Here is a 13,439-nt window from a genome sequence, read left to right as displayed (position 1 = left end):
CCGACGCAGGAGGAATCTCATGATTATTATCGACGACTATCATAATTACTATGTCTATATTTTGACGAACAAAAATAGATGCGTGTTTTACATTGGGGTGACTAACAATCTCGGTAAAAGGATCATAGAGCACAAGGAGTCTAGAAAGACTTTCTGTGCAAAATACAATGTTCACTACTTGATTTATTTTGAAGAATTTACTTGGATTCAGGAAGCCATCGCGCGCGAAAAGGAATTAAAGGGCTGGCGACGTGAAAAGAAGTTAAATTTGATAAAACTGTCAAATCCTCGATTGGACTTTTTAGTTTTTAATGAAGAGATTCCTCCTACGTCGGAATGACAATCTTGAGGGCTATTTAAAATGTCTACGCTTCAAACAAAAACGCCGCGATCTTCGCATACAATTCATCGTCGTGCATGCTGTGCCCAAGTCCCGACGTTTCGTGGAACAACGCCTGCGTCCAAGCTTCGGGAATGCGTTTGGCTTCCTCGAATTTGACGACGTTGTCCTGCGTATCGTGTACGACCAATCCCTTTAGGCTTAACGTTTTTCCGAAGATGCGCGCCGAGAAATCGTTCGGGTGGAAGTTGAAGTTTTCCACAAAATAAGCGTTCAATAAATCCTGCGACCGCTTGTTCAAACTCAACAGCCCGACGTAATTCGCCACGATCGAGCTCAATTCGGCCGGAGCGCCCAAAATTACGAGTTTCTGCAAATTATCGTTTTGGTATTTGTGCTGGTAAAACAAGCTCGCCGCGCCTCCGATCGAATGTCCGATGAGATAATCGGGTTTGAATTTTTGGGCCGCGGTGTGGATGAATTCGGCGTATTTCGGAAGGCTGAAATTTCCTTGAGACAAACCGTGATCGGGCGCGTCTATCGCCACGACCGTACTTCCCGATTCGACCAAAAAAGGTAGAAGCCGTTCCCAACGCCACGAATTGCTGTCCCAACCGTGGGCGAGTAAAATTACGGCGCCGTTGCCTTTCCACGTATAGGTTTGGATCGTGTCCTCGCGCAATGTGATGGTTTCGTGATGCGCCTTGAGCAACATTTCAGGCAGTGATTCTTTCTTCAGTTTTCCGTCGCGCGGTTTGCTGAACAAGGCGTACGCAAATTCCTTCGCATGTTTCGGAGACACGAAACTGAGCAGGTTGATATACAACCCGAGCGATTTGGTGAATATGAAAAACTTGATCTTACGCATGTCCTGATTCGAAAAAATTAAAAAAGGGCAAAAAAAAAGTCCCGTTGCCAGGACTTGTATTTTAGTGTTTGAACTCTGCGAACAGTTGGTCCATTTTCTCGCGCTCTTCAACGGCGAGCACATTGTCGATCAGGATACGCCCTGAATGCTCGTCGGTGATGATTTTCTTGCGGGCCGCGATCTCGACCTGTGTCTGTGGCGGAATCGTAAAGAACGAACCTGCCGAAGCGCCGCGTTCAATAGAAACTACCGCCAAACCATTGCGGACGCTCGTGCGGATGCGGTTGTAGGCAGCCAACAGACGCTCTTCGATCAACGCGCGGTATTCGTCTGATTTCTCAGCAAGGAACGCTTCCTCTTTCGCGGTCTCGGCCATGATGTCTTCAAGCTCCGATTTCTTGTGCTTAAGGTGAGACGATTTGGTTTCGAGTCTTTCTTTCGATTGGGAAATCACTTCTTTCTTGTGTTCGATAGAAGCTTTCATTTCCTTGATTTGTTTCTCGGCAAGCTGGATTTCAAGTTCTTGAAACTCGACTTCCTTGGTCAAAGCATTGAACTCGCGGTTGTTGCGAACCGTTTCCTGTTGCTTCGTGTATTTTTTGATGCCCTCTTTATGGTCGTCGATGGCGGTTTTGCGGCTCTTGATGTTGTCTTCGATCACTTCAAGTTCGCTCTTCAACTTGTCAAGACGCGTGCTCAAACCTGCCACTTCATCCTCGAGGTCTTCTACTTCGAGCGGCAATTCGCCTCTGACGTTGCGGATCTCATCGATACGCGTGTCAATGAGCTGTAGATCATACAACGCTCTCAATTTGTCTTCAACACTCAATTCTTTCACGGATGTAGCCATATTTAAAAGTACTTAATTGGATTCGTATTTACTTCGGATAAAATGATTGCAAAATTAGGGATTTTTTCCTTTAGAAAATCAACTATATAATTTTTTGTAAAACGCTCGCTTTCAAAGTGGCCGATGTCGAGTAAAAGCAAGTCATCCTCGGCTTCGTAAAACTGATGGTATTTCAAGTCCGATGTCACGAAAGCATCAGCACCGGCGCGCCTTGCGGCCTGAATCGCGAAACTTCCCGAACCGCCCAGAACGGCTACTTTTTTCACGTTTTTATTTCGATATTCCGAGTGTCGGATGCCTTCGGCCTGCATCGAATCGGCGACCAATTGCAGGAAATCGCGTTCGGTTCTTGCCGTTTCGAGTTCGCCGATCATTCCCAATCCGATATTCTGGTGTTCGTTTTTTAGTTCGTAAATCTCATAAGCGACTTCCTCGTACGGATGATTTTCAAAAAGCGCTTTTAGGATTTTGGATTGCAGGTGTTTCTCGAACGTGACCTCGATCTTCGTTTCATCGGCGTTCACCAATTCGTGTTTTTGCCCGATTACGGGATTGCTGTCGGCATTTCCCTGATACGTTCCGGTTCCGTTTGAATTGAAACTGCAATTCTCGTAATTCCCGATTTTTCCGGCTCCGGCGGCAAACAACGCATTTCGGACATTGTCAGCATTTTCCATCGGTGCGAATGTCACAAGTTTGGAAATAAATCCCTTCTTCGGTACCAGAATCTTCGTGTTCACCAATCCGAGCGCGTCACAGAAAATCTTATTCACGCCGTTCTTATGGTTGTCCAAAGCCGTGTGCACCGCATAGATCGCGATGTCGTTCCTGATCGCTTTCAAGATCGAGCGTTCGACGTAATTCGCGCCCGTGATTTTCTTCAATCCTGAAAACAAGATCGGATGGAAACAAACGACCAGATTGCACTTTTTCTCGATCGCCTCATCGATAACCGATTCAAGCGCGTCGTGGCAAACGAGAATTCCCGTCGCCTCGTCGTTCGAATTTCCCAGTATCAAACCGACATTATCAAAATCCTCGGCATACGCTAGCGGCGCCATTTCCTCGAGAACGGCAAGTATTTCTTTTATCTTCATCAGGTTGCCCACTCGTTTAGGAATTCTTTTATCGTCCAGACGCCGTTGATTTTTTCCATGCGTACAACCGCTCCGTTGTTGTGTTCGATGGTCCGGTAGAACGTGACTTTCACGAGCGCCTTCGAATTGTTGTCGTACAAAACGGGCTTGCTCACGATCATCAGCCGCTGGTTGTTCAGGTTGAGTTTGGCGCGTCGTTCCTGGTATTGTTCGACCAACAGGCAGTCGTTGATCTTCATCTGCAACTTGGTTTGGTCGTCTTTGTAGATCGCTTCGAGTTCCTGTTGCCAACTTGCGGGCGATAAATCGGTCAGCACCGTATTGCGGATTTGCTTCACGGTCGCTTGCGGAAGCTTGAGATTTTGCACGGCCTCGAAAATTTCCTCATTGTTGTTCGCCTTGTCGCAAAAAAAGAAAAGCAGTTGCTGGCGGCCTTTATAAACGGGTTTTTCAGTCTTGTAATAATTTTTGAGAATGGTTCGTAGAATTCCCGTGGCGTCGGTTTCCTGAGCCGGAAGCACCGAACTGGCAATTAGAAATAGTGCGATTACAAAGGAACGGAAGCTCATGATTGAACGAATTTTTGTTCGGATACCAAAGATAAAAATTATATTTTCGTAAGATGGTTTTGCTCCGAAAAATACTCTTCCCGTTTGCCGCGATTTACGGATTCATCACGGGAATGCGCAATTATTTTTACGACAAGGGCATTTTCAGATCGACGACGTTCAACATTCCCGTGATCGCCGTCGGAAACCTTAGCGTGGGCGGAACCGGAAAATCTCCACAGATCGAATATTTGTTGCGATTGTTGACGCCCAATTACAAAGTCGCTACGCTGAGCCGCGGATACAAACGCAAGACGAGCGGTTTCGTACTGGCCGACAAAAGTTCGAACGCCGAAACCCTGGGAGACGAACCGTTCCAATTTCACCGAAAATTTCCGGATATTTTGGTCGCGGTCGACGCCGATCGCACGAACGGCATCCAAAAACTGCTCGAACAACCGCGAAAACCCGATGTGATTTTGCTCGACGACGCGTTCCAACATCGGAAAGTACACGCAGGATTCTATATTTTGCTCACGGTTTTCAATGATTTATATGTCGACGATTTCCTACTTCCGACGGGAAACCTGCGCGAAAGCAGGCGAGGAGCGAAACGCGCAGACATCATAATCGTCACGAAATGCCCGAGCGATTTATCGGAAGCCCAGCAAAACGTGATCCGTTACAAAATGCGGTTGAAATCGCACCAACAGTTGTTCTTCAGTTTTATCGATTACGACGATTCGGTGTGTTCCGATGTCCGAAATATATCGGTGGACGAACTTAAAAACCAAAAGAAATTGCTGGTCGCCGGAATCGCAAAACCAAAACCGTTCTTCGACTATCTGAATTCGGGAAGCGACGAGATTCTCGAATTTCCCGACCATCATCATTTCTCGGATTCCGACATTTTGGAAATCGCCAAAAAAGCAAATGGAAATCCTATCGTCACGACCGAAAAAGACTACGTTCGCCTGCAAAACAGCGGCCTCGAAAACGTATATTATCTTCCGATAAAATCGACTTTGACTTCCGGGGCCGACCAATTCGATAAAACAATCCTTGACTATGTGGGAAAAAGTACGACAGACCGTTGAATTCATAAAAAGCAAGATCGACATGTCGCCCGAATACGGCGTAATCCTGGGTTCGGGCCTCGGTGGATTTACCGACGACATCGCGATCGAATACACGCTTCCGTACCGCAAAATCCCGAATTTCCCGATATCGACCGTCGAAGGCCACAAAGGCGCACTCGTTTTCGGAACCATCGCGGGCAAGAAAGTCGTCGCAATGCAAGGCCGATTCCATTATTACGAAGGTTATTCGATGGCCGAGGTCACGTTTCCGGTGCGCGTGATGAAATATCTGGGCGTCAACAAACTCATCGTCTCGAACGCGTCGGGAGGCGTAAATCCAAATTACAAAGTTGGCGACATCGTACTTATTAACGACCATATAAACATGATGCCCGAGCATCCGTTGAGAGGAAAAAACGACGATCGCTTCGGGCCGAGATTCGTCAACATGGGCGAACCGTACTCCAAAAATCTGATCGCAAAAGCGAAACGAATCGCGTCGGAGCTCAACATCGAAGTCAAGGACGGAATCTACCTCGGATTGCAAGGCCCGACGTTTGAAACGCTTGCCGAATATCGCATGGTCAAAATCCTCGGAGCCGATTGCGTCGGGATGTCGACCGTTCCAGAGGTAATCGTGGCGCGCCACATGGAATTGGAAACGTTTGGGATTTCGGTGATCACCGACATCGGGCATGAAGATTCGATCGCCGAAGTGAATCACGAAGAAGTGTTGCTGGCGGCGAAAAAGGCGGAACCGATGGTTAGGAAGTTGATTGGGGAATTGATTGGGAGTTAGACGCGTTGCGCTTTTGAATCGCTTTGCTTTGGACACGCTTCGCTTTGGACACGCTTTGCTTTGGACACGCTTTGCTTTGGACTCGCTTCGCTTTGGACACGCTTTGCTTGGGACGCGCTGCGCTTTAGACTCGCTTCGCTTTGGACACGCTTCGCTTAGATTCAAATCTTCTATATTTGACGACCAATTCTTTAGAAAATTAAAATCCGTTTTCAATATGAAAGCGAGATTTTCTTAGGCCTAAACCAAATCCAAAGCGCAGCGTGTCCAAAAGTCCAACGCGTAGCGCTTCCTCAAGAAATCGTCTGCGCGATCACCCTATAAAAAACATTCGGGTCAAAAGGCTTCGTAATCACGTCATTCATCCCATAACTCAACAACATCTCGCGGTTTTCGTTGAGCGAGATCGCCGTTAGCGCTATGATGCGCGTATGCATATCGAACGTCCTGATCGTTTGGGTCGCGATGGTTCCGTTGATGCCGGGCAAGTGCACGTCCATCAAAACCAGATCGTAATAATTGTTCTTGACGGCTTCGATCGCGTCTTCGCCGTTGTCGATGATCTCGACGAGCATCTGTTTGTTTTCGCACATCTTGGCCGTGATCATCTGGTTGATCTTGTTGTCCTCGATGAGCAGCACTTTCTTGTTCACGAACACCGATTCGTCGTAGTCTTCGTCCTTTATGATTTCCTGCCCCGAACTGATCTTGAACGCCAAATCAAACGAAAACGTGGAACCTTGCCCGATTTTGCTCTCGAGTTTGATCTGTCCGCCGAGTATGTCGATGAGTTTCTTGACGATGTTCAATCCGAGTCCGGTTCCGCCGTACTTGCGGTTGATTTCTATCGAACCTTGTGAGAAACTGTCGAAAATCGATTCCTGTTTGTCTTCGGGAATTCCGATTCCCGTGTCGATGATCCTGAAATGGATGTTCGTCGTATCGTCGGTCACCGATTGTTGGCGCACGACGACTTTCACTTCGCCGTTTTTCGTGAACTTGAGCGCATTGTTGATCAGGTTCATGAAGATCTGTGACAATTTCGTCGGATCTCCGATCAAAATATCGGGAATGCGTTCGTCGATCTCGATCGTGTATTTGTTGTTGTTCGTGCCCGCGAGTTCCTTGAGTGAATTCTGGATATTCTCCAAAAGCAACTTGAGGTTGAAATTGATCTTCTCGGCCACGACAGTGCTCGATTCGATACGGTTGATCTCAAGGATTTCGTTGATGAAAGTGAGCAGGTAATTGCCCGAAAATTGAAGCGACGTCAAATAATTCAGCTGTGATTTCTTCGGGTTTTCCTCAAGCAAAAGGTGCGTGATGCCGTTGATCGCGTTCAAAGGCGTGCGCAATTCGTGGCTTACGGTCGACAGGAATTCGGCCCTGGCTTTTGACGCCTTTTCAGCCTTGTCCTTCGCGACCTGGAGTTCCTTGTTTTTTTCCTTGAGCAATACGTTCGATTGGTTTCGGATGATGTTGTTCTTGTAAAGCGATAAACTCAAAAGCGACAGGATCGAGATCAGTGCGATCGCCAAAATCGAGATCAACTTCGCGAATCGGCTCGCTTTTTCCTGCTGCTGGTTTTCCTTGTCGAGCTGTTCGATGGTCTTTAAACGCTCGCCTTCCTTGAATTTCGTGTAGTCGTCGGCGCCCAATTTTTCCTTGTTCAGATTGGCGATGCTGTCGCGCAGTTCGATGTGTTTCTTGAGGAAGCGATACGAATTCCTGATGTCCGAAATGTTCTCGTACGCCTTGCTCAACGCCATGTAGATCTTCGAACGCAACTCGTAATTGTTGTGCTGTTCGTTGAGCAGGATCGCGCGGTTCAAATAATTCAATGCGAGATTGTTGCGTTTTTGGTCGAGTTCGAGTTCGCCCATTTGGTACAGCGCTTCGGCCTTGATCTTATAGACGTCGAGCCTGTCGGGAATCGATATGATAAGCCCGAAAACATAGGCGGCTTCGGCGTTTTTGCGTTTCGCGCGATACACGATGCCGCGCTGAAGGTTCAACAATTGGATCGCGTCGGGAATCTTAAGTGTCTGATAAATGGTTTTCGCCTTCTCGAAATTGATTTCGGCCATGGAATAATTTTCTTTTTCCATGTAACACAAACCCAGATTATAGTAGGCGTACGCTTGTTCGGCCGATGGTTTCAACGTATTGAACAACGCGATCGCACGGCTCAATATCTCAGTCGCGTCGTTGAATTTCTTGATGTCGATGTAGAGATTTGCAAGCGCGAGGGAAGCACTTGCCTCGGCCTTTACGTCTTTGTTGCGACGCGCGTAGTCGATGGCTTTTTGGGTATAGTCGAGCGAATTGCGGTAGTTGTTGATGCGCGAATTGAACTGGGCGAGTTCGATGTAATAATCCGAACTGTCAACCGGTTTTTTTTGGGCATAACCGCTGGCAAAGCAAAAAAGCAATAATAGTAGCAATTTCCTCATTAACCTCTGTGTTTGTTCGGATTCAGGGTGTTAAATGTAGGAATTATTTCTTAATTAGTGCTATTAGGTCGATTAAGCGTGAGCAATATCCGATTTCGTTGTCATACCAACCCACGACTTTGACCATTTTGTCAATCACCGAGGTAAGTTGCGCATCAAAAGTGCACGAATTGCGATTTCCGATGATGTCCACCGACACGATCGGATCTTCAGTATACGCCAAAATTCCATTGAGTTCACCCTGGGCCGCTTTCCTGAATGCCGCGTTGAGTTCTTCGATCGACGTTTCGCATCGTACGTAACACGTGATGTCGGTCAACGAGCCATCGGGCACGGGAACGCGGATGCCGCCGCCACCGATTTTGCCGTCCATTTTCGGGAAGATTTTCGTCAACGCTTTCGCTGCGCCCGTCGTCGTCGGAACTATGGATTGGGAAGCTGCTCTCGCGCGACGCAAATCCTTGTGCGGTTCGTCGTGCAGACTCTGGTCGGTCGTGTAGGAGTGGACCGTCGTGATGTAGGCTTGTTCGATGCCGCAGAGTTCGTCGATAACCTTTATCATCGGAGCCGCGTTGTTCGTCGTGCAGCTCGCATTTGAAATTATGGTTTCCGATCCGTCGAGAATGTGTTCGTTTACGCCAAGCACGACCGTCTTGATCAGATCAGTTTCGCTCGGAGCCGACAAAATTACCTTTTTCGCGCCTTGCAAAACGTGTTGGTTTATCTCGTCGAACGTCTTGTATTTGCCCGTGGATTCGATGACGATATCAATATCCTGTGAATTCCAATCGAGGTTCTTGATTTCCTTTTCATGGAAGAATGTGTAATGTTTTCCATCGATGACAATCGAATGTTCGTCAAACGAAACCTCGCTGTTCAAAACACCGTGGATGCTGTCGTACTTGATCAGGTGCGCCATCGTTCGATTGTCGGCGATATCGTTTATCGCGACGACTTCGATGTCGGGATGATTCAAAAGCAATCGGAAGAGATTTCGCCCGATGCGACCGAAACCGTTTATGGCAATGCGGGTTTTACTCATTGGAATTGTTATTTTGAATTTTAAATTTTGAATTTTAAATTGGATGGAGTCACTCAACATTCAAAATTCAACATTCAAAACAAATCAAAGAATGTGTTTCGCTGCATGATACGAACTTCTAACCAGCGCGCCGCTTTCCACGTGCCTGAATCCCATTTCCTTCCCGATGCGTTCGTATTTCTCGAATTGCTCAGGCGTGATGAATTCTTTTACGGGCAAGTGTTTTTTAGACGGTTGCAGGTATTGTCCGAGTGTTACGATATCGACGTTGGCATCGCGCAGATCCTGCATCGTTTGGATGACTTCTTCTTCGAGTTCGCCCAAGCCGAGCATGATTCCTGATTTCGTCCGACGGATGCCTTGTTGTTTCAAATAACGCAAAACCTCAAGACTGCGGTCGTATTTCGCCTGGATTCGGACTTCGCGAGTGAGTCGGCGGACGGTTTCCATATTGTGTGAAACCACTTCAGGATTCGCGGACACGATGCGATCGATGTTACGCTCATTGCCCTGAAAATCGGGAATCAACGTTTCCAAAGTCGTTTCGGGATTCATGCGTCGGATCGCTTTCACGGTTTCGAGCCAAATGATCGAACCCATGTCTTTCAAGTCATCGCGATCGACTGAAGTCACGACGGCGTGCTTGATTTTCATGAGTTTTATCGAACGCGCCACTTTTTCAGGTTCGTCCCAATCGACGGTTTCAGGTCGGCCCGTCTTGACGCCACAAAATCCGCACGATCGCGTACAGACGTTCCCCAGAATCATGAACGTCGCCGTGCCTTCGCCCCAGCATTCGCCCATGTTGGGGCAACTTCCTGAAGTACAGATGGTGTTGAGTTTATATTTGTCGACGAGACCGCGCAATTCGGTATATTTTTGCCCGATCGGCAATTTTACCTTGAGCCATTTGGGTTTACCTACGGGCAGCGCGTTGTCAAGAACCGTTTCCATGTCGTTGATTTTTGAATGGCAAATTTACGGAGAAAGTTTGTTAAATAGTGCAAAGTGCTAAAGTGCTTGGTGCTGAAGTGCTAAAGAGCTGTAATGCTAAAGCTACCCGACCATTTGAGCATAACTTCCACACTTCAGCACCAAGCACTTCAGCACTTCAGCACTTAATAAAAAAAAGCTGCCCGAAGGCAGCTTTTGAATTTTAGTCCGCACAATTACTGCTTCACGATGCGATATGTTTTCACCGAATCCTGAGCGTTCACTTTCATCAGATAAGCGCCGGACGCCAAAGCTGAAACATCGACTTGTCCTGAATTCGCGTTCATCTGCTGTTTCAAAACCTGTTGACCCATGAGATTGAAAACGGTCACGTCGGCGATTTCACTGTCGTACTCCACGTTCAACCTGTCTTTGACCGGATTCGGATAGTACGAGAATTTAGAAGTATCGAACGACGGAGCGGCCAGAGAAGCGTCGTAGGCTGCGACCCTGAACGCGCCGGTCGTAGTTCCAAAGAAACCTGCATACGACCAAACGCCGACATATAGTGTCGCTCCGGGCGTAAGCGCGGTCAACACTACCTTCGAGAAAAGGTTTTCAGTATCTTCATTGTCGTCGTTACAGCCGATGGAAGTCAACGAGCCGCAAGCTCCGGTGTAAACTCCAATAACCGTATCCTCATTCTCAGAACCATCGGCCAAATCGGTTTCGATGGTAATCGATCCGCTCGCGGGAACCACAACCGAAAACCAGACGTCAGCGGCTGCCGACTCCTGACACTCAGGAATTTCAGCCGAATCCGTGGCATTGTCGTTCGTGAACTCGACGGCCGCGGCTTCGAAATTGTTACCCGGCGTAAGCGCGATCGCTCCGACGCAGTTGTCGTTTGCCGGCGGAACAGGTGGAGGCGTTTGCTCTTCTTTTACTACGATGTCGTCGATGAGGAGTTGCGCTCCGTCGGCACCGATATATTGGAAAGCCACTTTCACATTCGCATTGCCAACATACTGCGCGAGGTCGACTGAAACCGAAAACGGCTCATAGCTTGCGAATTCGGGAATAGATTCTTCGTCCCAAACGGTACTCCATGTTTGGCCGCCATCGGTCGAAACTTTTACGAAAACATCGTAATTGTCTTCAGGATCGACTGACCAGTAATAACTCAACGAAATGTTGAATTCGAGAAAAGCTGTTGGTAAAGTGGTAAGATCAAAACTCGGGCTGATAAGCCATTCGTCCTGTGCGCCAAGATCGTATTCGACGTTTGCCGATGCATCGCCTGTGATTGGCCCATCGGTGTAAATCGCCCAATTTTGAGCGGCGTTCGTATTAATGACGGTCCATCCGGTTGGAGGGAAAGTTCCGCCTTCAAAGTCTTCGGTCAAGACCTGGCTAAAACCTGCGATGGGTAGGAATGCCAGCGCAATAAGTAATTTTTTCATCATGTAAGTTGTTATTGTTTAATCGGTAAGTTAAGAAATAAAAGACAAAAGGCGTCTTAAAAATCTGACTTTTAACATTCCATGATAGAGGATTTACACTTTAGCGAAACGAGTTATTGTGCTGTTATTCAGTGAATTCCAAGTCGCGACCGTGTGTTTCGGGAATTGTCAGCGTTGAGTAGATCGCGAGTACGAAAACGATGCTTCCCACAATGATCGCTGACCACACGACACTCGCGTGCAACTTGAAAAAGTCGAACCCGAACAACATCACAGGCAATAAGCCGCGCACCATATTCGGAACCGTGGTCGTCGCCGTGCTGCGGATGTTGGTGCCGAACTGCTCAGCCGCGACCGTTACGAAAAGTGCCCAATATCCGGTGCCGAGACCAAGCCAGATGCAAAAGAAATAATAATGACTCTCAGATTTCGAGCCTCCGAAAAGCATGAATCCGATTCCGATCGCCGTAAAAACCATCATGTAAAAAATCGCCTTCTTGCGCGAATGCAACGCGTGCGAAATGAAACCGCTCGCGAAATCGCCGATCGAAATCCCGACGTACGTCCACATGATTGCCTTTCCCGGATTGATGCTTTCAATGCCGAAAGATGGTGCGAACTGATTGCCCATGACGGCCAAAATTCCGACGCAAAACCACGTGGGCAAACCGATCGCGATACATTTCAAGTATTTCACAAAACGCCTCGAATTCGTGAAAAGCGAAAGGAAATTTCCTTTTTTGATGTGCTCCTTGTGTTCGATCTGCTCGAACATGCCGCTTTCGAGTACGCCGATGCGCAGGAAAAGCAACAACAGACCGAGCCCGCCGCCGATGAAGTACGCCGTCGCCCAATCGCCTGAAAGTTCCACGGTGAAGTTCGCGACGACAGCGCCTAAAAGCCCGAATCCGGCGACCATTGAAGTTCCGATGGCACGCAGTTCTTTCGGCAGGCTTTCAGAAACCAGCGTGATTCCGGCTCCGAGTTCGCCCGCCAAACCGACGCCGGCTATGAAACGCAACGTCGCATAGAGCGCGACGATATTGTCGGACGGTAAATATGGAAGGAAACCACAGGCGATGTTCGCGAGAGAATATACGAGTATTGATCCAAACAACACTGAAAGCCGTCCTTTTCGATCGCCCAAGATTCCCCATAAGATTCCGCCGAGCAGCAGTCCCGTCATCTGGAAATTCAAGATCAACGTCCCGGCTTTGTCGGCATCGACGCCGAGCGATTCCAAGCTTGGGACGCGCACGATCCCGAAAAGCAACAGGTCATAAATATCAACGAAATAGCCGAGTGCGGCCACGATTACTGGAAAGCTGAACAAATGCCCGAGCTTTTGGGAAGTGGTGAATGATTGCATTTTTGGTTGGTTGGTTGATCAAAAGTAATGAAATAGTGCTTCGATAGTGCCTGAGTAAATGAGTGCCTGAGTGCCTGAGAGGTTTTCGTTTCGAAGAAATTGTCCGATCGGATTGACATTAGAGAGTTAGTTGATAAGTCGAGATCGACACGTCGGAGCAAAATTTCACGAAAGCAAATTATTTTAAATACCATTGCGTAATTTCAACTCAAGTGATTTCGTAGTTTTGCAGACAAATCGTCCTCAATTGTCGGCGTGTTCGAATCGAAAAAATAAGTGTTATCCCTAATTATTCGAACTCAGGCACTCAGGCACTCAGGCACTCATTCACTCAGGCACTTAAAAAATGGAAACAAAAGACAGCAACGGAAACATCCTCAACGACGGCGATTCGGTAACGGTCATCAAAGACCTGAAAGTTCGCGGTTCAAGCGACGTGATCAAACGCGGCACCAAAGTCAACAACATAAAACTTACCGATGATCCCGCTGAAATCGATTGCCGCGTGAATAAGACGGCGATGGTTTTGAGGACGGAATTCGTGAAGAAAGTTTAGATTTTAGATTTACAGATTTACAGATTTACAAATTTCAGATTT

The 13,439-nt window shown here is 47.6% G+C and carries 12 protein-coding genes and 1 pseudogene; 4 read left to right on the top strand and 9 right to left on the bottom strand.

Features of this window, described 5'->3' with window-relative positions; genetic code table 11:
- Window positions 1–19: 19 nt before the first annotated feature.
- Window positions 20–340, top strand: a complete 321-nt coding sequence (locus EOO50_RS07540) for a GIY-YIG nuclease family protein (protein ID WP_290839001.1) — start codon at window positions 20–22, stop codon at window positions 338–340.
- Between the two features lie 25 nt (window positions 341–365).
- Here EOO50_RS07540 and EOO50_RS07535 read toward each other — a convergent pair whose 3' ends face one another.
- From EOO50_RS07535 to EOO50_RS07520, 4 genes are all read right to left on the bottom strand, one after another.
- Window positions 366–1,208, bottom strand: coding sequence for an alpha/beta fold hydrolase (locus EOO50_RS07535; protein ID WP_290838999.1), 843 nt, complete (start codon window positions 1,206–1,208; stop codon window positions 366–368).
- A gap of 61 nt (window positions 1,209–1,269) precedes the next feature.
- Window positions 1,270–2,058: a C4-type zinc ribbon domain-containing protein gene (locus EOO50_RS07530; protein ID WP_290838998.1), complete on the bottom strand. Its 789-nt coding sequence runs from the start codon at window positions 2,056–2,058 to the stop codon at window positions 1,270–1,272.
- A gap of 2 nt (window positions 2,059–2,060) precedes the next feature.
- The gene (locus EOO50_RS07525; RefSeq protein WP_290838997.1) at window positions 2,061–3,155 is read right to left on the bottom strand and encodes a Nif3-like dinuclear metal center hexameric protein; all 1,095 of its coding nucleotides are present in this window, start codon (window positions 3,153–3,155) and stop codon (window positions 2,061–2,063) included.
- Complete coding sequence (locus tag EOO50_RS07520; protein WP_290838996.1) at window positions 3,155–3,724, bottom strand: hypothetical protein; 570 nt, start codon at window positions 3,722–3,724, stop codon at window positions 3,155–3,157. Before EOO50_RS07520 ends, EOO50_RS07525 begins: the two co-directional genes overlap by 1 nt.
- Window positions 3,725–3,777: 53 nt before the next feature.
- On the opposite strand from EOO50_RS07520, the gene lpxK reads away from it, so the two are divergent.
- Window positions 3,778–4,800: a tetraacyldisaccharide 4'-kinase gene (gene lpxK, locus EOO50_RS07515; protein ID WP_290838995.1), complete on the top strand. Its 1,023-nt coding sequence runs from the start codon at window positions 3,778–3,780 to the stop codon at window positions 4,798–4,800.
- Complete coding sequence (locus EOO50_RS07510) at window positions 4,772–5,581, top strand: purine-nucleoside phosphorylase (RefSeq protein ID WP_290838993.1); 810 nt, start codon at window positions 4,772–4,774, stop codon at window positions 5,579–5,581. The genes lpxK and EOO50_RS07510 overlap by 29 nt, the downstream gene beginning before the upstream one ends.
- 293 nt (window positions 5,582–5,874) lie before the next feature.
- Here EOO50_RS07510 and EOO50_RS07505 read toward each other — a convergent pair whose 3' ends face one another.
- The 5 genes from EOO50_RS07505 to EOO50_RS07485 all read right to left on the bottom strand — a co-directional run bounded on the left by EOO50_RS07505 (window position 5,875) and on the right by EOO50_RS07485 (window position 12,841).
- Window positions 5,875–8,034, bottom strand: a complete 2,160-nt coding sequence (locus EOO50_RS07505; protein ID WP_290838992.1) for an ATP-binding protein — start codon at window positions 8,032–8,034, stop codon at window positions 5,875–5,877.
- A 43-nt stretch (window positions 8,035–8,077) separates the two neighbouring features.
- Window positions 8,078–9,076, bottom strand: coding sequence for a type I glyceraldehyde-3-phosphate dehydrogenase (gap, locus tag EOO50_RS07500; RefSeq protein ID WP_290838991.1), 999 nt, complete (start codon window positions 9,074–9,076; stop codon window positions 8,078–8,080).
- A gap of 84 nt (window positions 9,077–9,160) precedes the next feature.
- A complete protein-coding gene (gene lipA / locus EOO50_RS07495) occupies window positions 9,161–10,030 on the bottom strand; it encodes a lipoyl synthase (protein WP_290838990.1) in 870 nt (289 codons plus the stop codon).
- Between the two features lie 215 nt (window positions 10,031–10,245).
- Entirely contained in the window at window positions 10,246–11,475 is a 1,230-nt protein-coding gene (locus EOO50_RS07490) for a choice-of-anchor J domain-containing protein (protein WP_290838989.1), read from the bottom strand.
- A 121-nt stretch (window positions 11,476–11,596) separates the two neighbouring features.
- Window positions 11,597–12,841: an MFS transporter gene (locus EOO50_RS07485; protein WP_290838988.1), complete on the bottom strand. Its 1,245-nt coding sequence runs from the start codon at window positions 12,839–12,841 to the stop codon at window positions 11,597–11,599.
- A 355-nt stretch (window positions 12,842–13,196) separates the two neighbouring features.
- Here EOO50_RS07485 and EOO50_RS07480 point away from each other — a divergent pair.
- Window positions 13,197–13,397, top strand: a pseudogene (locus EOO50_RS07480) (zinc ribbon domain-containing protein YjdM); the annotation flags it as partial.
- Window positions 13,398–13,439: the final 42 nt, after the last annotated feature.

It is taken from the genome of Flavobacterium sp. (genome assembly GCF_004211145.1).
Classification (GTDB): Bacteria; Bacteroidota; Bacteroidia; order Flavobacteriales; family Flavobacteriaceae; genus Flavobacterium.
Note: the sequence above shows the minus strand (reverse complement) of the source record. Positions and strands in the feature narration are given on the sequence as shown.

Coding starts and splice junctions, on each gene's coding strand:
- EOO50_RS07540 (WP_290839001.1), top strand. CDS start 20: ATGATTATTATCGACGACTATCATAATTACTATGTCTATATTTTGACG.
- EOO50_RS07525 (WP_290838997.1), bottom strand. CDS start 3,155: ATGAAGATAAAAGAAATACTTGCCGTTCTCGAGGAAATGGCGCCGCTA.
- EOO50_RS07505 (WP_290838992.1), bottom strand. CDS start 8,034: ATGAGGAAATTGCTACTATTATTGCTTTTTTGCTTTGCCAGCGGTTAT.
- EOO50_RS07530 (WP_290838998.1), bottom strand. CDS start 2,058: ATGGCTACATCCGTGAAAGAATTGAGTGTTGAAGACAAATTGAGAGCG.
- gap (WP_290838991.1), bottom strand. CDS start 9,076: ATGAGTAAAACCCGCATTGCCATAAACGGTTTCGGTCGCATCGGGCGA.
- EOO50_RS07520 (WP_290838996.1), bottom strand. CDS start 3,724: ATGAGCTTCCGTTCCTTTGTAATCGCACTATTTCTAATTGCCAGTTCG.
- EOO50_RS07535 (WP_290838999.1), bottom strand. CDS start 1,208: ATGCGTAAGATCAAGTTTTTCATATTCACCAAATCGCTCGGGTTGTAT.
- lipA (WP_290838990.1), bottom strand. CDS start 10,030: ATGGAAACGGTTCTTGACAACGCGCTGCCCGTAGGTAAACCCAAATGG.
- EOO50_RS07510 (WP_290838993.1), top strand. CDS start 4,772: ATGTGGGAAAAAGTACGACAGACCGTTGAATTCATAAAAAGCAAGATC.
- EOO50_RS07490 (WP_290838989.1), bottom strand. CDS start 11,475: ATGATGAAAAAATTACTTATTGCGCTGGCATTCCTACCCATCGCAGGT.
- EOO50_RS07485 (WP_290838988.1), bottom strand. CDS start 12,841: ATGCAATCATTCACCACTTCCCAAAAGCTCGGGCATTTGTTCAGCTTT.
- lpxK (WP_290838995.1), top strand. CDS start 3,778: ATGGTTTTGCTCCGAAAAATACTCTTCCCGTTTGCCGCGATTTACGGA.